Here is a 24,137-nt window from a genome sequence, read left to right on the forward strand (position 1 = left end):
AAGGTTTTATTAAGAACAAAAAAGATTTCTTTACAAAAAAATTACATTTCTTTACAAAAGATCATACAATGATCAACAAGGCTACAGATAAGATCCAAATTATCCCACTTGTGAGGTAAGGATATTGATATCCTTTAAAATTTCTTCTTCGTGACAGCATATCAAGGATCACTACGGGAACTACCGAAATAAATGTCAACATGAATATGAGTACCAAAGGAACCGCCCCTTTTTGGAAAGGCAAAATTTGCACTAAAAAATTCAGCACATTATGCAGTATTTCGCGCAAATAAAAAATTCCCCATAGGACCCAAAAATTATAGGAATAAATTAGCCAGGAAGCCGCAAACAGAGGAATAATTAACTTGGCTCCTTTTATGGCAAAGAGTTTCTTAATGGCTTTGCCGAATTCCTCTGAAAAAAAGACTAAAATCGAACTCAAAAGAACAAGCAAAGCAAGCGTTAATAACATTTATTTGTTCCTATTTTCAACATCTTCCAGTATTTCCCATCGGGTATAAAACTGGGATAACAAAGCTTCATCTTCGGCCAAATCCTGATTTATCTTGGCGATGACTTGAGCATCCTGCTGATAAAATCTAGGATCAGCCATTTGTAAATGTAATTCAGCAATTTTTTCTTCCAACTGCTCAATTTTCTGGGGTAATTGAGCAAGTTCACGCTGTTCATTAAAGCTTAGTTTATTTGTGGCAACATTGCGTTTCACTATAGGTGTTTTTATCACCTGTTCTCGCTGTTGCTGCTTTTTATGCATTTTATATTCATCATAACCACCGACAAATTCATTGAACTGCCCTGCTTCTTCATAAACTAAAACACTGGTTACAACCTCGTTGATAAATGCACGGTCATGGCTGATTAAGATTAACGTTCCTGGATAGTCTACTAACATGCCCTCAAGAAGTTCTAAAGTTTCAATATCCAAATCATTTGTTGGCTCGTCCATCACCAACAGATTTACAGGTTTGGCAAATAATTTAGCGAGCAATAACCGGTTCCTTTCTCCACCAGAGAGCACCGAAACTGGCTGATTAAACCGTTCTGGGGAAAATAAAAACTCACGCAAGTAACTGGCAACATGTTTTTGTTTTCCATTAATCGTTACATAATCCGCCCCATCACCCACATTAAACATTACTGTTTGATCTTCACGTAATTGGCGACGCAATTGGTCAAAATAGGCCACACTTAAAGAAGTACCGAGTTTTATCTGTCCGGCATCGGGTTTTAGCTCCCCAAGTAATAAACGCACTAAAGTCGTTTTTCCGCAGCCATTAGGACCAATTATCCCGAGTTTATCGCCTCGAGTGAGTAATAAGGAAAAATCACGTAAGATGGTTTTATTTCCCAGAGTAAAATCCACCTGATTTGCTTCAATCACTACTGAACCGGACCGACTCACATCGAGATTAAATGTTTTGACTTTGCCTAATTGATTACGCCGGGCTTTGTATTCTTCCCGCAATGCCTTTAATGCACGTACCCTACCTTCATTACGCGTTCGGCGGGCTTTAATTCCTGTACGAATCCAGGCTTCTTCCTCAGCTAATTTTTTATCGAATAAATCATTTTGTTTTTGTTCACTTAAACGAATAGATTCTCTTCTGTCCAAATAAGTTTCATAATCACAATCATGCTGATGAAGTTTACCTCTGTCAATTTCTACAATTCGATTGGCAACCTGGCTCAAAAATTCTCTATCATGAGTTACCAAGAGCACCGCACCTTTGAAATTTTTCAGGTAAGACTCCAGCCATTCGATTGCTTCAATATCCAAATGGTTTGTCGGTTCATCCAAAAGTAACAGATCGGGAGTTGCAATTAATGCAGCACCCAATAATACCCGCCGCTTCATCCCACCCGACAAATTTTTCATGCGCTCGCCAGTTGTGATACCTAAACGACTGGCCATGGTTTCAACTTGTGGAAGTTTGTCCCATGCATGCAAGTTATCCATTTGCTGCTGGCATAAGGCTAATTTATCCATATCTCTCGATTGGGAAAGTTCATTAAAACGAGATAAAACCTCACCTGTTTCCCCAAGACCTTTCACCAGGAAATGATAGACTGATTCTTCACCGGTAATTGGGACTTCCTGAGTCAAACCTGCAACACGCAATCCAGATAGCTGATTCATCTGGCCGCTGTCTGGAGTCAATTCACCTTGCAACAGTTTAAGGAGGGTAGATTTTCCTGCACCATTTCGTCCGACTAATGCAATACGATCGTTTGGTTGGATCTGCCAATCGGCCTCATCCAATAATTGATTTCCCGCGATATTGAGGGACACTCCGTGAAGGGAAATAATACTCATAAATGAACTCTAACTATGTCTTGTAAGTAGTGGTCTGGGGAAGGTCAGTCAATCCGGATTTCAGCGGAGAATCTCCCCGGCCTAACTCAGCTCCAATGGGCAGACCACATTTAAATGAATTATTTTGCAGATAAAACCATTATACCATCCATTTCGACCTGTGCACCACGAGGCAAAGCGGAAACACCTATTGCTGCCCTTGCCGGGTAAGGGGCTGCAAAATAACGACTCATTGCTTCATTTATTAAAGGAAAATGGCGTAAATCGGTAAGATAAACATTTAATTTCACGATATGCGCCAAACTGCCACCCGCGGCTTCACAAACAGCCGATAAATTTTCCAAGACCTGGGTAATTTGCAACTTGATATCTTCACTACAGAGTTGCATCGTTACAGGATCAAGTGGTATTTGTCCGGAAAGATAAACAGTCTCACCACATTTAATGGCTTGTGAATAGGTTCCAATAGCCTCTGGAGCCAATTTTGTATTAACAGGTTGCATCAATTATCCCCTTGTTTTTTTCTATAAAGACGCATCACAACTTTGTTTGCCCTTAACCTGCGCATAACCCGAGCTAAATGCGTTCTATCAACTACGCTGATTGAAAAAGTGACCGCATTGTGACGGCCGTCCCGGGGATCTACATTGATATTACCGATGTTGGAGCCTGACTCCGCAATTGCAGTGGCAAGCGCTGCCAATACCCCCCGCTCATTCACAACATCCACAGTGATATCAACCCAGTATTCTCCTTCCACTTTTTCATCCCAGCGTAAAGCAATAAATTGCTCAGGATTGGTTCGCGAAGTTTTTAAAGTGGCGCAATCACTGCTATGAACAATGATGCCCCTACCTTGTTGGAATTTTCCAACAATATTATCACCCGGTATGGGCTGACAACATTCACCGAAATGAACCACCATTCCTTCCGTTCCTTTAATAGCGAGCGGATGGGTTTTAATTCCTTTATCCAATTCATTGGAATCCTGGGTGACTACCAATCTTTTGGCAATGACCATGGCCATCTGATTGCCTATACCAATGGCAAAAAGCAAATCATCCAGTGTTTTATAATGCAAATCACTCAATAGTGCCTGAATAGATTCTGGTGGTATTTTAGCATAGTCGCTTGATAATTCAGTTAGGGACTGCTCAAGAAGCCGTTTTCCCAAACTGATTGATTCAGTATTTTGTTGGCTTTTCAGGAAATGGCGTATATTGGAACGGGCCTTGCCGGTCACTACAAAATTTAACCAGGCCGGGTTAGGATGCGCGCCCGCAGCTGTAATAATCTCAACTGTTTGGCCGTTGGATAAGGGAATGCTAAGCGGCACTAATTTTCTGTTAACCTTGGCTGCCACACAACTATTTCCTACCCCGGAGTGCACCGAATAGGCAAAATCAACTGGTGTCGCCCCTTTAGGTAATTCCATAATATGGCCTTTGGGGGTAAAAACATATACCTCATCAGGGAATAAATCAATTTTGACGTTTTCTATAAACTCTAATGAATTACCTGTGCTGCGTTGCATTTCCAATAAACTTTGTACCCATTCTCGGGCACGCAGTTGCGCTTCGTTTACTTCAAGCCCGGATGACTTGTAAATCCAATGGGCAGCTACCCCATTGTCAGCAACCTTATCCATATCGCGAGTGCGGATTTGCACTTCAAGAGGAACCCCAAAAGGTCCAAATAAGGTAGTATGCAAAGATTGATATCCATTTGCTTTAGGGATACCGATGTAATCTTTAAAACGTTGCGGAACCGGTTTGTAGGTGCAATGTAAAGCGCCTAATATGCGATAACAGGAATCAATATCTTCGGTAATTACCCGAAATGCAAAAACATCAGTAATTTCGGTAAAGGAAGCTTTTTTCTGACGCATTTTCTTATAAATACTGTATAAGTGCTTTTGTCTTCCGAATACTTGTTCATAAGGGATATTCAATTGCGCTAAAGCCAATTGCAAGTCGCGTTCGATAGTTTGGGTCAATTCGCGTCGATTACCGCGCGATTTTTCCACTGCTGATTTTATTGCCCGGTAACGCATAGGATATAAAGCCTGAAATCCCAGATCCTCAAGGCCGACATAAATTGAGTGCATTCCCAAACGGTTTGCAATGGGTGCATAAATTTCCAGAGTTTCTATAGCAATTCGTCGGCGTTTTGCATACGGCATCGAACCCAGAGTCTTCATGTTATGCAAACGATCGGCTAATTTTACAATAATTACCCGAATATCTTTGACCATAGCTAAAACCATTTTGCGGAAATTTTCCGCCTGGGCTTCAGCTTTTGATTCAAATTTTATTTTGGTCAGTTTGGTAACACCATCAACAAGAGAGGTAATTTCCTCACCGAACTGGCGTGTCAGATCTTCTTTGCTTACAGAGGTATCTTCAACTACATCATGGAGCAAAGTAGCCATAATGGTTTGATAATCCAAGCGCATGCGCGCAAGAATCAGGGCTGCAGCAACTGGATGGGTAATATAAGGCTCGCCAGAACGACGCATCTGGCCATGATGGGCTTTTTCAGCGACCAAATAGGCTTGGTAGCATTTTTCTATTTGTGACTGCTCAAGATAGCATTTCAGCTCTTCATCGAGCTCCTTAAAGTAGCTCACGCAGTACTCCCTAGTATCTAACATGACCGTACCCCTTTACCCCAAATCCACATCATTTACGATGTCCCAAATAAATCACGATCCGTCATGATTCTTAACTTAAGTGTAGTGAAATGCACACCTGAAAGTTTTAATCACCTAAAAACTTCATGGATGTCCAACTCACTCCACCCAAGTCTCATGAAAATTTATCTGGATAAATTATTCTTTATCTAAAATTTCCGGGGTAATCAAACCTTCTGCTATTTCACGCAAAGCCACAACGGTAGGCTTATCATTTTCCCATTCAACCATAGGTTGATCGCCTCGAACTGCAATTTGGCGCGCACGTTTAGTAGCCACCATCACCAGTTCAAATCGATTTGCAACATTTTTTAAACAATCTTCAACTGTAACTCGCGCCATAATTCATTCTCCAGTAGCAAAACTTCGCATTTTACTGCGATGACAGCAGGAAAGAAAGCAGTTTTGATTGTTTATTTATCTGCCGTTCAACACGTAAACGGTTGGCAATAACAATCGCACCTAATTCCATAGCCGCTTTTTCAAAATTATCATTAACGATTAAATAATCAAATTCAGGATAGTGGCTCAGTTCATCTTGCGCCTTTTTCATCCTATCACTAATCACTTCATCTTTATCTTGTCGACGATTCAACAAGCGCTCTTTTAATACATCCAAAGACGGTGGAATGATGAAAATACTTACCGCGTCAGGGAAAGAACGCCTAATCTGCTCAGCTCCTTGCCAATCTATATCAAGCACCACATCAATACCTTTTTGTAAACGCTCGGTAATTTGCTTCATCGATGTACCATACAAATGATTGAAGACCCGGGCGTGCTCCAGGAAAGCACAATCATCCACCATATGGATGAATTCATTTTCATCAATAAAAAAGTAGTCTACTCCGTGTTGTTCCCCTGGCCGCTTCGCTCGCGTCGTATGCGAAATGGAAACCTCAATATCCTCAAGAGTTTCCACCAACCTCTTTACCAAACTTGTTTTGCCTCCCCCAGAAGGTGCTGCAACAATAAATAAATTACCCTTATAATCGCCCACAATAATACTCACTCAATGTTTTGAATTTGCTCACGCATTTGCTCAATTAAAACTTTCATTTGTACTGCACTCTGAGTCAATTCCACAGAGTCAGACTTTGAACTTAGCGTGTTCGCCTCCCTATTTAATTCTTGCATCAAAAAATCAAGACGTCTTCCAGCAATTTTATCGGAATTCAATGTCCGGCTCACTTCATCAAGATGAGTTTTTAATCTATCCAGCTCCTCGCTTACATCAATACGAGTCAGAATTAAAGCTATTTCCTGCTCCACCCGATAATCCTGTACTTCAATTTTCACTGAGTTCAAGCGGGTCAAGAGTTTGTCTTTAACTTGCTCTGGTTGCTTTAACACTAGGGATTGCGCATGGGTAATTTCTCGACCCAATTCAACTAACCGTGCCTCTACATGCGCTTTTAAAGCAGCGCCCTCAGTCGTGCGCATCTGCTTTAATTGCTCAATCGCATCTATATATAAAGAAAGCGCATGCTCCCCCAGTAACTCCACATCAGGGACACTGGCCTGGACCACCCCGGGCCAAGAAAGAACACGACTAACCCCTAAATCGTTTGGTAAATTGTGTGAGGTAGAAAGTTTCTCACCCAAATTTACCAATGCATTTACCATGCCTATATTTATAAGCATAGACTGATTATTAAGACTTGTATCTTGATATTTCAGCTGACACTCTAATTTTCCACGATTTACCTTATCTCGCAATACGTGGCGTAATTGGGGTTCGATAAATCGAAATGATTCCGGTAAACGAAAAGAAACATCGAGGTATCGATGATTAACTGACTTAATTTCCCAACAAAAATGACCTTCATCAATTTGTTTTTGCACTCGTGAAAAAGCCGTCATACTCTGAAGCATACTGACATACCAAATGAATAAACCTTGCGCGAATATACCCCAATTTAAAGCAATTGGACAGAGATAAACCTTCCAAGTGAATAACAGATCATAAATTATTTGTTTTATCCCTGGTCTCAAATGGATATTTCAAAGAAAGAGTTTAAAAAATTAAGAACTAAATAATTTTCCATGAGGTATTTATTATCCCGGGTTAATGAATACCCCGGGAAAAAATTACCTGTTTGATGTGGAGGGGGTTATCGGTTCTGTTTGTGGGGTTTCAGACAACAATTCACCCATTTTCTCATTCATCCAATTCATCAGTGTTACTGCAGACATCACTCTAAGTCCTCGGGGTACGCTGCCCTTAAAGAATCCACAAGCACCATAGGCAGCATAATGTTTTTGAACTGTTCGGAAAAAACCGGCAGAGTTTTTAGCAACTGATGCTTGCTGTACTGTTTTCACCACGTCAAATTGTTGAGAAGCAAAAGTAGCCCCTATCCCTGCAGTCATTCCTGCAAGCAAGGATGCAAAATAGTCATTGGGACAATATTCCTTAATTCTATTTTTCAATGTAGGAGCAACACCCAAGAAAAATGTAGAAAACATACCTTCTCTGAGCATTGTTGCCAGCATTCCTGTGTAAAGACAGGACCAACCATTTTGCTTGACCAAGTAACTACCGGCTGCGAAGAAACTCTTTTTTTGATGGGTCATTATCATTTCAGTAGGACAACTTATGAGAGCAGAACCCACTCCCGCAGCGAAAGCACTAGCCATTTTTTGCCCGTCTGACAATTCATAATTATTGCCCCAAAAGCATTTTTGAAAAAATCGGTTCAATCCTACCTGCACTGCAGTTATTGGGATCATACTGGCAGCATTTGGCAATATCCCTCGATACAAAACTTGTGGGTTTAGAGTGAACGTCTCTCCTTTTTGCATACGTGTTTTTATTGACCACAAAGGATGATCAACCATCACTTCAAAAGCACCGGTAACACTCCCAGAGAAGATACTTTGGTAGACGCTCAGATTTTTTTTCTTTTCTTCAGAGTGCTGATTTTCTATAACCGCTTCATGTTTAGCTTGGGTCATAACTTTCTCCAATAGTGTTTATTTAAATGAGTTCATTATCCACTTTACCTCTCTTCCCTAGAGAGGCGCAGATAATGAAAAAGACCGCCCTAGGGAGAAGAGGGTAAGAAAATAAACACTAAAGAAGAAGAAATAATATTTTGAGAGGAGACAAAGTCGTAGGCAAAAAGCGTACTGGCAGATAAATCTGCAAAGAATGCGACGCTAATTTCATGACTACGAGAGTTCATAATGAAAAACATTTTGATAGATAGATTTCGAAAATAACACGATGATTCAATGTAAATCAATATACTTTAAAGAAAATTATTCTTGCAAATTAAAATCTCATCCGCATGAATTTTAGGCATTTTTTCTATAAGCTATTTTTTAATTTTAAAATACCATAAGAACTAAATCACAGTCTTTAATACATTACTCATACTTTAGGATGCAACTCAGGGAGTTAAGCGTTATAATTCCTATTTTTGCGAGGATTTTCCAATGCGCCCAAGTAACCGTGAAGCCAATCAACTCCGCCCTGTAAAAATAACAAGGAACTATACTCAGCATGCTGAAGGTTCTGTCCTTGTTGAATTTGGACAAACCAAAGTATTATGCAATGCCTCTGTAGTTGACGGCGTTCCCCGTTTTATTAAAGGAAAGAACCAGGGTTGGGTTACTGCTGAATATGGGATGCTTCCCCGTGCCACCCATAGCCGTACTGAGCGCGAGGCAAGTAAAGGAAAGCAGGGCGGCAGAACCATGGAAATACAACGTCTTATTGGCCGCTCCCTAAGAGCTTGTGTGGATTTAAAATTTTTGGGTGAAAATACAATAACTCTCGATTGCGATGTCATTCAAGCAGATGGAGGCACACGAACAGCGGCGATTACTGGTGCTTGTGTGGCTATGAGGGATGCTATAAGTTGGATGGTAGATCGGGAAAAAATTCGTAAAATGCCTGCTTTCAATTTCATTGCCGCAGTTTCTGTAGGACTCTACCGTGGCCAAGCAGTGCTGGATCTTGATTATGCCGAAGACGTACTTGCTGAAACAGACATGAATGTAGTGATGAATGAAGAAGGACATTATATTGAAATTCAGGGTACTGCAGAAGACAGGCATTTTAATCGCGATGAATTAAACAGCATGCTTGCCCTTGCTGAAATAGGTATACCCCAATTAATTGAATTACAGAAAAATGCCTAACCTGAAGGACTCTCCCGCTTAACGGGAGAGTCCCCCTTCTTTAAAATAGGGTTTTATCAATAGCAACCTCACGCGCTGTATGCGTGGAGATAGTGTTTTTTTTCACCAGTTCAGTTAAGTGTTGATCCAATGTTTGCATCCCTTTGCCTTGGCCTGTTTGGATGGAAGAATACATTTGCGCGACTTTATCTTCACGAATCAAGTTTCGTATCGCACCGGTACAAATCATAATTTCCAAAGCAGCAACTCGTCCACCCCCGCTTTTTTTCAATAATGTCTGTGCGACTACAGCTTGCAAGGATTCGGATAACATTGAGCGTACCATTGATTTTTCCTCAGCGGGAAACACATCGATAATCCTGTTGATGGTTTTGGTTGCGGAGTTGGTATGTAACGTGCCAAATACCAAATGCCCTGTTTCAGCTGCCGTCATTGCCAGACGTATGGTTTCCAGGTCGCGCAACTCGCCCACCAGAATCACGTCAGGATCTTCACGGAGGGCCGATCGCAAAGCGGCATTAAAACTCATGGTATCCCGATGAACCTCGCGTTGGTTCAACAGACATTTTTTGCTTTGATGCACGAATTCTATGGGATCCTCAACAGTTAGAATATGATCGTAGCGATTTGAATTGATGTAATCGATCATGGCTGCCAAGGTGGTACTTTTTCCAGACCCCGTAGGACCGGTAATAAGTACCAATCCTTTGGGGTAACTGGCCATTTCTTCAAAAATAGAAGGTAGCCCCAAATCAGACATACTTAAAATTTCGGAAGGAATTGTACGAAAAACAGCGGCTGCCCCACGCAATTGATGAAATACGTTTACCCTAAAACGTGCCAGGTTGGTTATTTCAAACGAAAAATCTGTTTCCAGGTGTTCTTCAAATTCTTTCCTTTGTCTGTCATTCATCACATCATAAATAATTTTAATTACTTCCTTGTGTTCCAGAGCCGGCAGATTGATTTTACGCAAATCGCCATCAACCCGAATCATAGGAGGCAATCCTGCAGAGATATGTAAGTCCGAAGATTTATTTTTTACCGAAAACGCCAACAATTCTGCTATATCCATTACGTCACTCGTCCTGATTAGATGGATTCCTTATCCTGCAATTAACCTCCGCACGGGGTTATCACCTGGACCTAGGGGGAATGCTCAATGACAGTTCGCCATATCCCAACTTATAAAATATGATGTTATTAGATTAGCTTACTAAGTGGTACTCGGCAAACATTGTTTCTTTTGCTATTGTTGGGTTTTTGAAAAGTACTTATACGGCTATGAATCTACATCAAAATCTCAAGCAAATAAAACAATTAATTACCCAAGCAGAAGTGGAATGCGGTAGGGATCACGGAAGCGTTTTATTACTTGCTGTGAGCAAACAGCAATCCATTGAGGCAATTAACGAATTGTTTCAACTGGGAGTTACCCATTTTGGAGAAAGTTATTTTCAAGAAGCCCAACAAAAAATAAATGCGTTGCAGAGTGTACCTATATGTTGGCACTTTATAGGCCCTATTCAAAGTAATAAAACCAAAGGGATTGCCGCTTTATTTCATTGGGTTCACAGTATTAGCCGCCTAAAAATCGCCGAATGCCTTAACGAGTTCCGTCCCCTTAATCTAGGGCCACTCAATATCTGTTTGCAGATTAATTTGGTTGATGAAAAAACCAAATCAGGAATTTCTCCAGAATATGCTGTGGAACTGGCCAGAGCTGTGAGCCAACTCCCCCATCTCAAGCTAAGGGGCTTAATGACTATTCCTCCACCCCAACACGACCCTCAAATCCAATATGCTTTATTTAATGAACTCAATCAACTCATGCATTCGCTCAATCAGGAACTTGGCTTGGATATGGACACTTTATCCATGGGAATGAGCAGTGATTTTGTCACTGCAATTAAAGCAGGCGCCACTATAGTCCGGATTGGTCAGGGATTATTTGGTGAGCGACAAAAATAAAGCTACGCGATATAATTCCGGAAAATTAAGTTAAGTCAAATGAAGTTTAGGGGAAAAAATGGAAGGTCTTTTGGCAGTATCACTGTTTGTTGTTTCTTTATTTTTTTCACTGGTTATTTTAAGTTTGTGGCTTAGAATCGCCTTACGCTATCTGCGTTTTAGCGCTCTTCATCCCCTGAGTCAACTCATTTATAAAATAACCAATCCTATGGTGAATCCTATCCAACGAGTAACAAGGCAACCCTATAAGCCTGGACAAAAATATGATATCCCTGCCTTCATCACTTTAATTTTGATGGAATTATTTAAAATTCTCTCCATCAATTACCTTGGGTTAAACGGAAGGCTACCGATTGGCGGGATATTTCTTTATGTAATTGCTGATTTAATCATACAGCCTTGCAATATTTTGTTTTATGCCATACTCATTCGTGTCATTATGAGTTTTGTCAAGCCAGACTGGCATGGTCCAATGGCAGATTTCTTACGTATGTTGACAGAACCTTTGTTGAAAATTGGTAGAAAAATCGTTCCCGATATTGCCGGTTTTGATTTTTCTCCTTTTATTATCATGATGATATTAAAAGTTATTACTTTATTTATAAGTGCCAACTTACCCTGGAGAATGTTATAAAAGCGGCTATACTTATTTTTAAGCAGAGGATTATCAGGATTTAATTATGAAATTGACGTTCCTCAGTAGTACCAGCTTGGTATTGGTCGTTTTGCCTTTTAGTCTGTTTGCTGATACCCAATCCTATTATTGTCCACAAAATCATGGATACATTAACATTGGAATGACGCCAGACGAAGTGATTGCCGCATGTGGTCAGCCCATTAGCCAACAAGAATCAAATCAGCCGGTACTGCAAAAAGTTCCGGTGCAACAGCTTATTTATAATAATATGGGAACGAGTACGGCTTTTTATGGGGTATGGAATATACCTACGGGAAGTGGCGGAGTACAACTTGAAATTGATATCGTGAATCAAAAAGTACGTTCCATTAAATTAAATGGCTCTGATAGCAATGCTGCGTCTATTTGCCAGGGAGCGAACATTCAAGCCGGCGATCCCGTCCAAAAAGTATATTATTCTTGTGGTTCTCCTTCCATAGTGAATAATTCTTTTATTAACGAAGTAGTCCCAACGGCAGAAAAACCCCTGGTTTGGATTTATCAACCTGGAGAGTATCAGCCTTCCGTAACCATGACTTTTGTTAACGGAAAACTGCAATCCATTCAATAATACTTTGAAATGGTTTACATTTCCATTTTGAAAAAAAGTCTCTTGAATTCCTTTTTTTAAATACCTAGCTGATTCAAACAATAGAATTACAACTGCCTACTATGGGAAGTTAAAAAAATAAGATACACTCTCAAAATTTTAAAGCCGAGATACATTATTCCTTGATGTATTTCTTTTTTTTAAGGTAACATTCGATATGACTGCAAGCATAGATGAAATCACCATTGCATTTAATGATAATGGAACAGAAACGGTTAAAGAACTGGATAAAAAAGTATTAAGCAAGGGCGCCTGGACCACAATTATGTTTAAATACCAGGAGTGGGATAATGCCGAAAATGATTATGGCCCAGTTAAATTTTCGATCCGACGTTACCAAAAGCGTAATAACCAGTACTGGCAAAAATCAAAGTTTAACATCTCCAGTACAGAACAAGCACAAAAAATTATCGATATTCTTACTGATTGGCTGAAATAATTTTGCAAACTACATTTTATTTTTGAAACTGAATCAAAAACCAACCTCCAGATTTGTTCGTTTCCTGTCAGATAAATTTTATTATAACTCCTTATAAATAAAATATTATTCCTAGTATGTCATGTCAAATTCGGGTGAACGCTGGAGGCTGTTTTATTTCTTGAACAGCTGCTTGCCCACAAAATACCCCCTGAGATCTAATTTTGTTCGATTTAGCCATATTTGTTAAGGTTGAGTTAATTTTTGATCCGTATAATAAGAACTCAAGTTTAACAACTAATACAAGATATAACTATGCAGAGCAAAAGAGAAACTCAGTCAACAAATATTGGGCAAGCACCTGCAAATCCACCATTAGCAACATCCCAAACATGGTTTTTTCAGGGGGTTCACAATCTTCCAGTAATATCGCCGATGGATCTTGTAAAACATAGGGTTAAAAATGGAGCTCAACCTTTACCGGTTTGGGATAATCCTGTAATTACATCATTATTCAAAGGCATGTGGGAACAAGTAAGCCAGGGCAAAGTGCTTCCCTGGACAACTCCAGTAATGACAACTTTTAAGCACAGGATGAAAGATGAAGCTACACCAGTTTGGAGTGCTCCTGTTTTTTCTCCGATATTTAAAAGTATGTGGGAGCAAGTAAGCCAAGGTAAAATGTTCTCTTGGCTATCTACACCAATGGAGATTGCAAAGCAGAAAAGGATATCTTCGACACCTACAGCACCATCTGCTACGCCAACGCCATCTGTTACTCCAACACCATCGGTTCCCCCAACACCCCCAGGTAAAAATGGCAATTCCTTACCTGATTGGGTACCGTCTCCAGATAAAGTGTATCAATACATTTGGAATGGAGCTAATTTTACCACTGTTGCCCTAGCTACAAGTTTTAGTATTGTCGCCATCCAAAGTCCGATAAAAACGATGTTGGTGAACATGACAAAGAACGGCACCGCTCTCCCTGTCTATCAAGGTGGGATAATGGGTTTTGTTAGAGCAATGTATGCAGGAACCTCAGCTTCTCTTTCTGGTTCGGTAATAAGAACAGGTTATGTTACTGGCGCTAAAGGTGGAAGCAAACCTGTCGAAGAAGCAATAATGAAAGAAGAGGCAGGTAAAGAAGAAGGTTTAAAATATGCTATGCCTGGTATGGGTTATGTGATGGCCATGGCATTAGGTGATATTCTGGTAACCCAAATTCCTGAATCACTTTCTACGCTGAAAAAAGTACCTGGCATGCTGCCTCCTAATTTTACGTGGAAGACCCCTAACAATGCGTTGAATTTGATGATGGGAGGATTTGTTCCAAGATTTGGCTCAGGAATGGTAAACTTCGGTGCCTTGTGTATTCTTGAAGAAAGAATAGCAAATGCTCTACCCAAATCAGATCATAACATTCATTTCGTTTCCGGAATGTTAAGCGGTATGGCTGCTGCTGTCATTGCATATCCGTTAACGGCGTTTAAAGATTATACCTTGGTGCACTCAACAATTACGCCTGATGGACGTTTGAAAAGTGCAAGCTCCCTTAAGTTAACCCAAGAATTATTTTTTCAGTTTATAGGTAGTCCTGGAGCTGCATTAAAGAGTTTTGGTGAAATGTCTCTGAAGCAAGTTCCTTTGCGAATGGGCTTAACCGGAGTCATATTTGCTCTGGTTGCGGGAGTGGGTGAAGCTTTGGGTTCTGAACCATTAAAGAAAGTAGTTCCAGAAAGTTGCCAACCCTCTGTAGGCAAATCCAGACACAGTATGTTTGCTGCTAAAACTGAAACTCCTCGAATTGAAGAGATTCAGGAAACCAATGAACAAACAAAGACGGAAACCCCTGACTCGGGTACAACCCCAAAAGTATAATCAAGTTGCCCCCACAACAAACCATTTTTATTTTAAAAAAAATGGTTTGTTAAGGACGAAAATAGTGTATTATAACTGTAATGTGCAATTTTAGATCACACATTACAGTTTTTAATATTATTAAAAGGATGAAATATGATGTCAAAACAATTTCTTGGATTTTTCTCCAAACCTGCAAAAGCAATTGCTGAAACCACCCTTTACTCAGTTGGTGCAGCCGCTTTAGGAAATGGTTTCTATCGTGCCGGAATCTATGTCAATGAGAAATTAAACTCTCAAAACCAAACTTGTAAACAGGATGAACAAGAACAAAATATTCAATCTGAGATAAAAATTGGAATATAGTAAGGAAACAAATTCTAACCTATGCCTTATCTGGATATTTTAACCAATGGATGGTGTAGTCAACATTCGCTTGACTCACACCAACCGACAAAATGCCCAAGTTTATACCCATTCCAAGCCAGGATGAGAGCGCTCAAAATACTCATCAACCATTTCTTCTGACACCAAATCCAACCGTGTTGGACGCCACTGGGGATTTTTATCCTTATCAATCAATAATGCCCTGACCCCTTCATAAAAATCATGACCATGCATAAAATGACTGACGATGTTGTAGTCCATCTGCAAGCACTGCGCTAAAGACAATCCCTTGGCTTTTTGTAATTGCGCCAAAGTTACTTTAAGGCTTAGAGGAGATTTTTGCGCCAAAGTATTGTCGACTGCCTCAGCCCACACGGTATTAGCACTTTGGAGAGACTCGCGAATCATTTCAATTGATGGATGCGAAAAACAAACATCAATCAACGGCTTAATTTGGCTTATCTCGTCAGTAGCAGGTGCAAAAGAAAAGTGCTGCAAACAGTGATTGACTCGCTCAGAAGCATCTGTTGATAAATCCTCGCTGATTAAAGCATCATATAAAGCGGGCATTTGTTCTGAGGCAATGACTTTTTTTACCAGACCTGCTTTTACCGCATCGTGAGATCCCAAGCGATTCCCTGTCAACCCTAAATAGATGCCTAAATATCCTGGGCATTGTGTTAACAAATGACTGGCACCGATATCCGGGAAAAAACCAATTCCTGTTTCCGGCATAGCAAAAACAAAACGCTCACTGGCTATAGGATGGCTGCCATGCAGAGAGATTCCCACTCCCCCACCCATAACTATGCCATCGATGAGAGAAATATAGGGTTTACCCAAATGGTGAATAAAGTGATTTAAACGGTACTCATGCCAAAAAAACTGCATCTGCTCCGAGTCATTGACCTGCCCGGAAAAATACAGCGAACGGATATCCCCCCCCGCACAAAATGCATTTCCTGGAACTGCACGCACGAGCACCGCATGAATTGATTCATCTTCTTTCCAAAGACTTAGTTGTCTTTGCATATTGAGAATCATATTTAAAGTAAGCGCATTTAAAGCCTTGGGTCTATTTAATGTGATAACGCCCAATGAGCCTTCCTGATTAAAAAGTACTTCATCAGTCATGATTATTTTCCTTTGAACTGAGCATCTCGTTTACTTAAAAACGCGGTAACTCCCTCTTGTTTGTCTTCAGAAGCACAAACCTTGGCGAAGTGAATGGCTTCAAGATGCAAGGCATCGGTTAAAGACAAATCATAACCATGATCAATAACTTCCATAACACCTGCCACAGCAAGAGGCGCCATAGCCAGAATTCCCTGCAATAGACTCTTGCCCTGCTCCAGTAATCCTTCTGGTTCAACAACTTCACTTACGAGCCCCCACTGTAATGCAAGTTCTGCATTAATAAATCGTCCCGTCAGGCACAAATCCAAAGCACGGCCCTTTCCGACTAAACGCGCTAACCGTTGGGTGCCGCCATATCCAGGAATAACCCCCAACTTGACTTCAGGTTGGCCGAACTGCGCTTTGGTGGAAGCAATTCTTAAAGTAGCAGAGATCGCCAGTTCGCATCCGCCGCCAAAAGCAAATCCGTTCACTGCAGCCAATGAGGGTTTGCCTAATGTTTCCAAAAGCCGGAACACTTCCTGCCCGCGACAGGCAAATTCATATCCAGTCTGGGCAGTACATTCAGCCAATCGGTTAATATCCGCCCCAGCGCAAAAAGCCTTCCCATTTCCAGTAATCATTAATGCCTTAACTTTCGGGTTTGTTTTTGCATATTGAAATGATTCTTCCAAAGCATCCAGCACTTCGGAATTCAAGGCATTTAACTTCTCAGGTCTGTTTAAAATTAAAGTCAAAATTCCATGATTATCCAAATTTTGTTCAATCAAATTCATTCACTTACTCCCTTCTTCTATTGAAAAACATACTCTAACCCGGATGCAATAAAACAATTCTTTGAATCAGCATAAGAAATGTTCTTCATCCAAAGTTGCTTTTGCCACAATTTCTCTCATGATTTCATTAGTTCCTTCAAGAATTTGATGCACTCTCAAGTCCCTGAATATCCGTTCAATCTTATAATCCCGTAAATATCCATAGCCACCATGAATTTGCATGGCTTTATCACAGATTCGAAACGCAACATCGGTAGCTAAACGTTTTGCCATGGCACAATATAGAGGAACTTGAGGATCTTTTTTATCCATAGCAGCAGCTGCCCGATAGACCATTAACCGGGCAGCTTCATAATCGGTTAACATGTCTGCAAAATAAAAACGTAAAGCCTGCATTTCTGTGAGTGGTTTACCAAATTGTTTCCGCTCGTGCATATAGCCTTGGGTTAAGCGCAAACAAGCAAGCGCCCCCCCCAAAGAACAGGAAGCAATATTAATCCGCCCCCCATTTAATGCATTCAAGGCAATTTTAAAACCCATACCCTCATCACCAACCCGATTGGCAACAGGAACCCGACAATTCTCAAAATAAACCATACTGGTAGGTTGGCTATGCCAGCCCATTTTTTTCTCTAATTTGCCAAAATTTAAGCCTGGGGTATTCTTTTCAATTAATAAGCAACTTATTCCATGGTGCGACGTATCGCCAGTCCGCACCATACACAGATAAATATCACTTACTGAACCTCCCGAGATGAATGCTTTAGAGCCATTAAGAACGTAGTAGTCTCCATCTTTCACAGCACGGGTTTTTAAAGAAGCAGCATCCGAACCAGACTCTGGTTCAGTCAAACAATAACTACCAAATAATTCCATAGAGGTTAATTTGGGCCCCCATTTCATCCTTAACTCTGAATGAGCATATTGGTCAATTAAAGAGGTCACCATGTTATGAATAGATAGATAGGCACTGGTACTGACACACCCTGTTGCTAATTGTTCGAACAATAATGCGGAGTCCAGACGTGTTAATTGCGATCCCCCAATATCCTCGCGCGCCATCATCCCAGCCATCCCTAATGCGGCAGCTTCACGCAAAACTTCCATGGGAAAATAACCCTGTTCATCCCAACTGTCAGCCATGGGAGCCAATTTATTATTTGCGAAATCAGCTGCCATCTCACGAAAAGCTGTATGCTCTGCTGTGAATTCAAAATCCATAAACTGTCCTTAGAAAATTTGTTCAAATGTATTATTATTGCGAATTTTTATCATCCATGAAAGAGATATGCTTCGAAAATTACCCAGAACATTTTATGAACGGGATACAACCCTTGTTGCCAAAGAGCTTTTGGGTAAATACCTGATTCATAATAAATCTGGAATGGAATACATAGGGCGAATTGTCGAGGTCGAAGCGTATCTGGGACAGCATGATCTTGCATCGCATTCCTCCAAAGGGCTTACCCAAAGAACTAAAGTTATGTTTGGGCCTGCGGGTTATGCTTACATCTATTTAATTTATGGAATGTATTACTGTACCAATGTAGTTACCGAAACAGAAGGCCAGGGCTCTGCAATATTGTTGCGCGCTATTGAGCCCGTTAAAAATATTCAAGGCAGAACCCAGGGACCTGGATTGCTTTCCAAAGCAATGCACATCAACAAAGAACTGAATCAACATGATCTTACCAGTGATACCTTTTATATTGCTGAAGAAGAGAAGCAAAATGCCTTTACAATAGTGGAAAAACCGAGAATTGGCGTGCATTATGCAAAGGATTGGGCAGATAAATTACTGCGCTTTTACATAAAAGATAATGCTTTTATTTCCAAGCCATGATGATATGATTGCACGCTTTCAGCGATGATGAAAAGAATAAGAATAATATATGGAAACTCTTGCGGCACCTGTAACTCGCAATAAAAATTCGCTTGCTGTACTTAAAGAGTACTTTGGTTTTGACTCATTTAGAACACCCCAAGAAGACATCATTAATGAGGTTATTGAAGGAAAGGATGTTCTTGTTTTAATGCCAACAGGGGGCGGAAAGTCTCTATGTTATCAGATCCCCGCCATTGTGCGACCAGGTACAGGCATCGTTGTTTCCCCGTTAATAGCATTAATGGAAGATCAGGTAACTGCATTACGGTTACAAGGAATCCGTGCTGCTTATTATAATTCCTCCTTATCTGGTGAAGAATCAAAAAAAGTATTGATGCAATTACATCATAACGAACTCGATTTATTATATATCGCCCCTGAACGGCTGATGAGCCCCTCATTTTTGGAACGGTTAAAAGAATGTCATATTGCACTTTTTGCAATTGATGAGGCTCATTGTATCTCTCAATGGGGTCATGATTTTCGTCCTGAATATGCTGCTCTGGGGGTCTTAAAAACGCATTTCCCCAATATCCCCATTATTGCTTTAACTGCCACTGCCGATAAACAAACCCGTCAGGATATAATTGATAAACTTCATTATACACCCAGGAAATACATTGCTTCCTTTAATAGACCCAACATCCATTATAAAGTGGTGCACAAAACAAATGCAGTGAAGCAATTGGGTCAATTTTTACATACAGTGGAACGACAATCCGGGATTATTTACTGCAGTACACGTACTGCCGTAGAAACTCTTGCGCAAAAATTACAGGAAATGGACTTCAAAGCACGTGCCTATCATGCGGGACTTCCTCACAAGGAACGACGAGAGGTACAGGGTTTATTCAGACATGATCGTATCGACATTGTGGTTGCTACGATTGCTTTCGGAATGGGTATTGATAAATCCAATGTTCGCTTTGTCGTCCACTATGACTTACCTAAAAATATAGAGGGCTACTATCAAGAGACTGGACGGGCCGGGCGTGATGGCTTACCGGCACAAGCACTTTTACTTTATGATGCAGCCGATAGTGCTCGCTTACGTTCCTGGATCCATAATAATCCATTGGATGAACAAAGACGGGTTGAAATCAATAAACTCAACCACATGCTTGCTTTTGCCGAAGCTTCGCATTGTCGCCGACAAATTTTATTACGCTATTTCGATGAGCCTTGCGATACAGAGTGCCAATATTGTGACGTGTGTGATAATCCTCCAATCACCGCGGATGCAACAGAAGATGCACAAAAATTTCTGTCTTGTATTTATCGGTTACAACAAAATTATGGTTTAACCCACACTATTGATGTATTACGAGGCAGTACCTCGGATAAAATAAAACAACTCGGCCATGATCAATTAAGTACCTTTGGGATTGGAAAAGAAAAGTCAGCCCATTACTGGAAACAATTAGCCTGGCAACTCATTCATAAAGAGTTTTGTGTTCAAGATATGAGTTATTTTAATGTACTTAAATTAACCCCGAAAGCCATTCCTATTCTTAAAGGTGAAGAAAAAATATCATTGACTCTGTTCACCAGTGATCCTAAAAACAGCAAGAAGAAAACTAAAGAACGGAAGACAACTCAGGCAGCAAACAGTCCATTATTTGAATTACTTCGTGCTTTAAGACGGAAGTTGGCCGATGAGGAAAATAAACCACCCTTTATGATCTTCAGCGATGCCACTTTACAGGCAATGGCAGAGGCAAAACCTGAAAATTTGGATCAGTTACTGGCAGTACCGGGTGTGGGCCAACACAAATTAACTCATTACGGGGAACAATTTCTTAAGACATTGAATGAATACAGCGAATATTAAAATGTTGCCTTTACAAAAAACTGAGCTGCGTGGGATCTGATTTTTACCTGGGTAAAATAAGTTCGCCTTTGGCATTAAAACGAAATCGATTTTCCTCCCACCCCTCTCCAAAAAGCCTGAGAACTGAGTTGTAATACTCGCCCCCAGTCAGTTCTTGTGCCTCAACCCGTTTCTTTTGTATTGTCAGTTCAGAAGGATAGTTGGTTAATAGCGGCAATAATGCCGCACTAAATCCAATAGGGCCTTTTCCTTGGGTCTTACCGCTGACTGTATTTATTTTTTCAGGAGGAGCACCTAATTGTTGCGTCACTCCCACAATAGGCAAAAAGTGACCTATTAAATCTCCAGCTTGAGGTGCGTCCTGAGCTAACATTCCCACCCAAAGATATACACGGATGGCATTATAACTTCCCAAATTAGGATATTGTAAATCCGGCTGCCAACCCTTATTCACTTTCCAAAGTACCCAGTCCGGGGCAAAACCTTTGGGAGATGTCTCCAATAACAAGCGTTTACTGTTCTGTTCAAGAGTAGCCCACTTGCTGTCATATAACGCAAAGCGAGCAAAAAGCTGAGGAGGTAGATAACTGGGATTAAGGCGCCAGCTTTTCTTGAAATTGAACCCAGTCTTGCCAGGGAGTAACATCAGTCCTAAACCAGGAATTTCAATCACCTCTTCCTTGAGAATACGTCTAAGCAGTTTTTCACCAAGGGACTGATATCTTTTATTGTTCCATATACGGCCTGCTTCCAAAAGATCATAGGCAATCCAAAGGTCAGAATCTGCTGCAGAATTAGTATCTAAAACAGTCCATTTTTTTTTGGAATTTTGTCCCCACTCCCATGCTGGCAGGTGTTTTCCCAGGTTGCCCGCAGCAAGGTTATTTTCGGTCCAATGTAACAGTTTCTCAAATATGACTTGATCACCAGCCACCAAAGCAAAGAATAATCCATAACTTTGGCCTTCTGAAGTTGTCTTTTTTTCAGGAAGTTGGGGATCAATTACTCGTCCATCACTACTGATGTAAAACTGTTTAAATCTCTCCCACATCGGCCATTGTGTATTTGCAAAGACATCAGATAAGTTCAAGATAAATAAAATAAATAACAAACAATTTTTTTTATTTTTTGATTTAATCACGTCTTTTCCTGTGAGGTTCCTTTTAGACGGCGTTTACTCACTGTTTTTAAACCATTCCAAATCAGGAAGGTAATTATTATTGCAGCCAAAAGCGATAAAAGCGCCAAATTTAAAGGATGTTTTTGCAATGAAAACCAAAAACGCTCCCACCAGGGTAAGGATCCCAGATGATAAGTTTTCCCGACCCTGAAACTATCAATCCCGGAGTTACGAATTACGGCTAATGAACCAAAAACTTTATCCACATTTTTGTTATTGATCAGCGCCTTGTTCATTAAATCAAAACCTCCAAGGTTTTCTATCAATAAAATAACAATGCTGCGCTTATTGTGGTATGGAGATTTGATACCAAGAATGGCGGCCATAGGTCCTGCAGCGCTCACTGTAGTTTTGCTTTCAGCCACACTGAAAGGGGTTATTCGATGCGTGTCTGGCATCATATTCGGATTTAAAGGCTTTTTAACCCAATCCTGGGTTTTATTAATTAACAAATTGAGATCATCATTATTACGAAGGTCCCCTGGTAAAGAACCAATAATTAACACATCGGCATCTTTATTTTTAACTTGCGACCAGTTATTCGTCAAAGTCATGGCCAAGACGGGATAGCCTGTTGCGGCACCAATATTACCCATCACGTTGAGTAAGGTAGAGACCGATTCAGGTGGTGATTGAGGATCCATGTATACTATTGTTTGCGAGAGATCAGCCATTATACTGAAAGGAAAACCTGAGCTCATGAAAGCATTTAGATTGGGCATTGTAATAAAATGATAATAATTGGATAAGTCCAAAGTTGAAGAATCTGCTATAAGTCCTGAATTGCTAATTACTTGATAAGTGATGCATTGATCATTGCTCATTCCGCCAGCAACCTGGGTGCCGTATGCAAAATCAAAAGTGAATTGGTTATGTGCCCCTAATTTTGCCGGAATATAGAGTTTTTTACGTGTTTCAGCCATTTTCGCTGAGAAAGATTTTTCCTGCTGCGACTCAAGTTTATAGCTTTTCACAAAATAGTTATTCAGGCTAATGTTCAGTTCTGAAACACTGGCAACTGGAGGGAAGGAGTAACGGTATTTTAAATTCACTTTGATACCCCTGGATTGATTAAGGAATAAATCAGGAGGTAAATTAAACCGCAACGAAACCGGGTAAGGAGTATACCCTGTTGTCTGCAATTGACCTTCAAATTCCACTAACTTCTCAAAAGGTACAGGCCTATCCGTAGGAACCCAGTTTGGAGCGTCATAAGGCTTGCGAGGCTCCAATCTTTTTACATTGGCAATGGTAACACTTGGGCCTCGAAAAAGAACATTACCTTGAGCTATTCCCTGGACAGCGGTCAGTAAATCCTGATCATCGCGCCCCGAAATTACTAATAATTTGATATAGGGATTATCAGGATGGCTTATCATTTCAACTGAAGGAGCATTTACTGTCTTGTAGTTTTTCAGAAACTCAGGTCTTTGCCGGTTGGTCATGAACACAATGGCATTACTATTGGGTAATTGATTAAATAAAACTGAAAAAGAAGTTCCCCGCCATAAGGCTTTACTCCCAAACCATGACGCTAAAATTGCTGCTGCACGTTGTTGGAGCAAATTAGGTTGCTCGGTAAATACCATCGGAAGCTTCAGTTGATTGTTATCCAGGGGATCAAAAAAAGGCTCCGGAAAATGGGAGAGATCATTTTTCAGGAGCAATGTTTGCACCGTCAACTCCAGAAAACTGAGTTTATCAATATCCATCCATATCGAGCTGTGAGCTGGATTCTCACAAATCGATTGGTAATGGCCAATAAATTCAAGCCTAAGACGGTTAAAATCACTGATAAAATGAGAGTCTATTGGTATATCAACAGAATTTAATTTACCGAGTTGTTCGGCACTAATCGGGATAACAGTGACCAACTCTTCATTGAGATAAATTTTAAGCTGTGAAAGTAAAGGGATAAGTGCGGGTGAAGGGGTAAATTGCAGGTGTAATACTGCTTGGGAAATCAATTCGTCTTTACGCACGGAGAACTCTATATTTTTCCCGGTAGTAAAATTACCCAAAGTAAAATTACCTTGCTGCTGGTTCAAGTTATTAAAATATAATTTGACATTTCGGGTTGGAACGTTGGTTTGAATTGATACCGGTTGTGTGGTCTGAGCAGAAGTTGCTGATGCGGCTGAAGCAGTGTGCATGTGAATGCAAGCTCCGCAAACCAGCAATATAATCCAGATTATTTTTCTTCTCATTATCTCATCCATTAGTTTTAATT

General features: G+C 40.5%; 23 protein-coding genes. 9 read left to right on the forward strand and 14 right to left on the reverse strand.

The window, feature by feature from the left end; all coding sequences use genetic code 11:
• Nucleotides 1–61: 61 nt before the first annotated feature.
• The 8 genes from KYQ_RS07580 to KYQ_RS07615 all read right to left on the reverse strand — a co-directional run bounded on the left by KYQ_RS07580 (nt 62) and on the right by KYQ_RS07615 (nt 7,985).
• Nucleotides 62–472: a hypothetical protein gene (locus KYQ_RS07580; RefSeq protein WP_010653174.1), complete on the reverse strand. Its 411-nt coding sequence runs from the start codon at nt 470–472 to the stop codon at nt 62–64.
• Entirely contained in the window at nt 473–2,335 is a 1,863-nt protein-coding gene (locus KYQ_RS07585) for an ATP-binding cassette domain-containing protein (RefSeq protein ID WP_010653173.1), read from the reverse strand.
• A 119-nt stretch (nt 2,336–2,454) separates the two neighbouring features.
• Nucleotides 2,455–2,838, reverse strand: coding sequence for a RidA family protein (locus KYQ_RS07590; RefSeq protein WP_010653172.1), 384 nt, complete (start codon nt 2,836–2,838; stop codon nt 2,455–2,457).
• Nucleotides 2,838–4,964 carry a bifunctional GTP diphosphokinase/guanosine-3',5'-bis pyrophosphate 3'-pyrophosphohydrolase gene (spoT, locus tag KYQ_RS07595; RefSeq protein ID WP_010653171.1) on the reverse strand — a complete coding sequence of 709 codons (2,127 nt, stop codon included), beginning with the start codon at nt 4,962–4,964 and terminating at the stop codon, nt 2,838–2,840. Before spoT ends, KYQ_RS07590 begins: the two co-directional genes overlap by 1 nt.
• Before the next feature lie 201 nt (nt 4,965–5,165).
• Nucleotides 5,166–5,369, reverse strand: a complete 204-nt coding sequence (gene rpoZ / locus KYQ_RS07600; protein WP_010653170.1) for a DNA-directed RNA polymerase subunit omega — start codon at nt 5,367–5,369, stop codon at nt 5,166–5,168.
• Between the two features lie 31 nt (nt 5,370–5,400).
• On the reverse strand, nt 5,401–6,030 hold the full coding sequence (gene gmk, locus KYQ_RS07605; RefSeq protein WP_029489012.1) for a guanylate kinase: 630 nt from the start codon (nt 6,028–6,030) through the stop codon (nt 5,401–5,403).
• Between the two features lie 5 nt (nt 6,031–6,035).
• On the reverse strand, nt 6,036–6,902 hold the full coding sequence (locus tag KYQ_RS07610; protein ID WP_010653168.1) for a YicC/YloC family endoribonuclease: 867 nt from the start codon (nt 6,900–6,902) through the stop codon (nt 6,036–6,038).
• Between the two features lie 216 nt (nt 6,903–7,118).
• Nucleotides 7,119–7,985 carry an MC/SLC25 family protein gene (locus KYQ_RS07615; RefSeq protein ID WP_010653167.1) on the reverse strand — a complete coding sequence of 289 codons (867 nt, stop codon included), beginning with the start codon at nt 7,983–7,985 and terminating at the stop codon, nt 7,119–7,121.
• Nucleotides 7,986–8,468: 483 nt separating this feature from the next.
• Between KYQ_RS07615 and rph the strand changes: the two genes are divergently transcribed.
• Nucleotides 8,469–9,176 carry a ribonuclease PH gene (gene rph, locus KYQ_RS07620; RefSeq protein ID WP_010653166.1) on the forward strand — a complete coding sequence of 236 codons (708 nt, stop codon included), beginning with the start codon at nt 8,469–8,471 and terminating at the stop codon, nt 9,174–9,176.
• Between the two features lie 40 nt (nt 9,177–9,216).
• Here the strand turns inward: rph and KYQ_RS07625 are convergent, their stop codons facing one another.
• A complete protein-coding gene (locus KYQ_RS07625; protein WP_010653165.1) occupies nt 9,217–10,251 on the reverse strand; it encodes a type IV pilus twitching motility protein PilT in 1,035 nt (344 codons plus the stop codon).
• A 209-nt stretch (nt 10,252–10,460) separates the two neighbouring features.
• Here KYQ_RS07625 and KYQ_RS07630 point away from each other — a divergent pair, with 209 nt between their 5' ends.
• The 6 genes from KYQ_RS07630 to KYQ_RS07655 all read left to right on the forward strand — a co-directional run bounded on the left by KYQ_RS07630 (nt 10,461) and on the right by KYQ_RS07655 (nt 15,077).
• Nucleotides 10,461–11,147, forward strand: a complete 687-nt coding sequence (locus KYQ_RS07630) for a YggS family pyridoxal phosphate-dependent enzyme (RefSeq protein ID WP_010653164.1) — start codon at nt 10,461–10,463, stop codon at nt 11,145–11,147.
• Between the two features lie 58 nt (nt 11,148–11,205).
• Nucleotides 11,206–11,781: a YggT family protein gene (locus KYQ_RS07635; RefSeq protein ID WP_010653163.1), complete on the forward strand. Its 576-nt coding sequence runs from the start codon at nt 11,206–11,208 to the stop codon at nt 11,779–11,781.
• A 46-nt stretch (nt 11,782–11,827) separates the two neighbouring features.
• On the forward strand, nt 11,828–12,394 hold the full coding sequence (locus KYQ_RS07640; protein WP_019349819.1) for a DUF2845 domain-containing protein: 567 nt from the start codon (nt 11,828–11,830) through the stop codon (nt 12,392–12,394).
• 196 nt (nt 12,395–12,590) lie between these two features.
• Nucleotides 12,591–12,872, forward strand: coding sequence for a hypothetical protein (locus KYQ_RS07645; RefSeq protein WP_010653161.1), 282 nt, complete (start codon nt 12,591–12,593; stop codon nt 12,870–12,872).
• A gap of 294 nt (nt 12,873–13,166) precedes the next feature.
• The gene (locus tag KYQ_RS07650; protein ID WP_010653160.1) at nt 13,167–14,732 is read left to right on the forward strand and encodes a hypothetical protein; all 1,566 of its coding nucleotides are present in this window, start codon (nt 13,167–13,169) and stop codon (nt 14,730–14,732) included.
• A gap of 135 nt (nt 14,733–14,867) precedes the next feature.
• Nucleotides 14,868–15,077: a hypothetical protein gene (locus KYQ_RS07655; protein WP_019349820.1), complete on the forward strand. Its 210-nt coding sequence runs from the start codon at nt 14,868–14,870 to the stop codon at nt 15,075–15,077.
• Nucleotides 15,078–15,179: 102 nt separating this feature from the next.
• Here KYQ_RS07655 and KYQ_RS07660 read toward each other — a convergent pair whose 3' ends face one another.
• The 3 genes from KYQ_RS07660 to KYQ_RS07670 form a co-directional block, all read right to left on the reverse strand.
• Nucleotides 15,180–16,232 carry an enoyl-CoA hydratase/isomerase family protein gene (locus KYQ_RS07660; protein WP_010653158.1) on the reverse strand — a complete coding sequence of 351 codons (1,053 nt, stop codon included), beginning with the start codon at nt 16,230–16,232 and terminating at the stop codon, nt 15,180–15,182.
• Nucleotides 16,233–16,234: 2 nt separating this feature from the next.
• On the reverse strand, nt 16,235–17,011 hold the full coding sequence (locus tag KYQ_RS07665; protein ID WP_010653157.1) for an enoyl-CoA hydratase/isomerase family protein: 777 nt from the start codon (nt 17,009–17,011) through the stop codon (nt 16,235–16,237).
• 66 nt (nt 17,012–17,077) lie between these two features.
• Nucleotides 17,078–18,232, reverse strand: a complete 1,155-nt coding sequence (locus KYQ_RS07670) for an acyl-CoA dehydrogenase family protein (RefSeq protein WP_010653156.1) — start codon at nt 18,230–18,232, stop codon at nt 17,078–17,080.
• A 67-nt stretch (nt 18,233–18,299) separates the two neighbouring features.
• Here KYQ_RS07670 and KYQ_RS07675 point away from each other — a divergent pair, with 67 nt between their 5' ends.
• Nucleotides 18,300–18,854, forward strand: coding sequence for a DNA-3-methyladenine glycosylase (locus KYQ_RS07675; RefSeq protein WP_010653155.1), 555 nt, complete (start codon nt 18,300–18,302; stop codon nt 18,852–18,854).
• Between the two features lie 49 nt (nt 18,855–18,903).
• Nucleotides 18,904–20,727 (forward strand): DNA helicase RecQ, encoded by a 1,824-nt coding sequence (recQ, locus tag KYQ_RS07680; RefSeq protein WP_010653154.1) that lies wholly within the window; start codon nt 18,904–18,906, stop codon nt 20,725–20,727.
• Nucleotides 20,728–20,770: 43 nt separating this feature from the next.
• Here the strand turns inward: recQ and bcsZ are convergent, their stop codons facing one another.
• Both bcsZ and bcsB read right to left on the reverse strand, forming a co-directional pair.
• The gene (gene bcsZ / locus KYQ_RS07685; protein ID WP_010653153.1) at nt 20,771–21,868 is read right to left on the reverse strand and encodes a cellulose synthase complex periplasmic endoglucanase BcsZ; all 1,098 of its coding nucleotides are present in this window, start codon (nt 21,866–21,868) and stop codon (nt 20,771–20,773) included.
• Nucleotides 21,865–24,114, reverse strand: a complete 2,250-nt coding sequence (gene bcsB, locus KYQ_RS07690; RefSeq protein WP_019349821.1) for a cellulose biosynthesis cyclic di-GMP-binding regulatory protein BcsB — start codon at nt 24,112–24,114, stop codon at nt 21,865–21,867. Before bcsB ends, bcsZ begins: the two co-directional genes overlap by 4 nt.
• Nucleotides 24,115–24,137 lie beyond the last annotated feature (23 nt).

It is taken from the genome of Fluoribacter dumoffii NY 23 (assembly GCF_000236165.1).
Lineage (GTDB): Bacteria > Pseudomonadota > Gammaproteobacteria > Legionellales > Legionellaceae > Legionella > Legionella dumoffii.

Bases quoted from the DNA above. Each gene is read 5' to 3' on its own strand.
- KYQ_RS07660 (WP_010653158.1), bottom strand. From the start codon at position 16,232: ATGACTGATGAAGTACTTTTTAATCAGGAAGGCTCATTGGGCGTTATC.
- KYQ_RS07650 (WP_010653160.1), top strand. From the start codon at position 13,167: ATGCAGAGCAAAAGAGAAACTCAGTCAACAAATATTGGGCAAGCACCT.
- KYQ_RS07670 (WP_010653156.1), bottom strand. From the start codon at position 18,232: ATGGATTTTGAATTCACAGCAGAGCATACAGCTTTTCGTGAGATGGCA.
- KYQ_RS07675 (WP_010653155.1), top strand. From the start codon at position 18,300: ATGCTTCGAAAATTACCCAGAACATTTTATGAACGGGATACAACCCTT.
- KYQ_RS07590 (WP_010653172.1), bottom strand. From the start codon at position 2,838: ATGCAACCTGTTAATACAAAATTGGCTCCAGAGGCTATTGGAACCTAT.
- KYQ_RS07640 (WP_019349819.1), top strand. From the start codon at position 11,828: ATGAAATTGACGTTCCTCAGTAGTACCAGCTTGGTATTGGTCGTTTTG.
- KYQ_RS07635 (WP_010653163.1), top strand. From the start codon at position 11,206: ATGGAAGGTCTTTTGGCAGTATCACTGTTTGTTGTTTCTTTATTTTTT.
- KYQ_RS07625 (WP_010653165.1), bottom strand. From the start codon at position 10,251: ATGGATATAGCAGAATTGTTGGCGTTTTCGGTAAAAAATAAATCTTCG.
- KYQ_RS07645 (WP_010653161.1), top strand. From the start codon at position 12,591: ATGACTGCAAGCATAGATGAAATCACCATTGCATTTAATGATAATGGA.
- rph (WP_010653166.1), top strand. From the start codon at position 8,469: ATGCGCCCAAGTAACCGTGAAGCCAATCAACTCCGCCCTGTAAAAATA.
- bcsB (WP_019349821.1), bottom strand. From the start codon at position 24,114: ATGAGAAGAAAAATAATCTGGATTATATTGCTGGTTTGCGGAGCTTGC.
- KYQ_RS07655 (WP_019349820.1), top strand. From the start codon at position 14,868: ATGATGTCAAAACAATTTCTTGGATTTTTCTCCAAACCTGCAAAAGCA.
- rpoZ (WP_010653170.1), bottom strand. From the start codon at position 5,369: ATGGCGCGAGTTACAGTTGAAGATTGTTTAAAAAATGTTGCAAATCGA.
- KYQ_RS07615 (WP_010653167.1), bottom strand. From the start codon at position 7,985: ATGACCCAAGCTAAACATGAAGCGGTTATAGAAAATCAGCACTCTGAA.
- KYQ_RS07630 (WP_010653164.1), top strand. From the start codon at position 10,461: ATGAATCTACATCAAAATCTCAAGCAAATAAAACAATTAATTACCCAA.
- recQ (WP_010653154.1), top strand. From the start codon at position 18,904: ATGGAAACTCTTGCGGCACCTGTAACTCGCAATAAAAATTCGCTTGCT.
- KYQ_RS07585 (WP_010653173.1), bottom strand. From the start codon at position 2,335: ATGAGTATTATTTCCCTTCACGGAGTGTCCCTCAATATCGCGGGAAAT.
- KYQ_RS07665 (WP_010653157.1), bottom strand. From the start codon at position 17,011: ATGAATTTGATTGAACAAAATTTGGATAATCATGGAATTTTGACTTTA.
- KYQ_RS07580 (WP_010653174.1), bottom strand. From the start codon at position 472: ATGTTATTAACGCTTGCTTTGCTTGTTCTTTTGAGTTCGATTTTAGTC.
- KYQ_RS07610 (WP_010653168.1), bottom strand. From the start codon at position 6,902: ATGCTTCAGAGTATGACGGCTTTTTCACGAGTGCAAAAACAAATTGAT.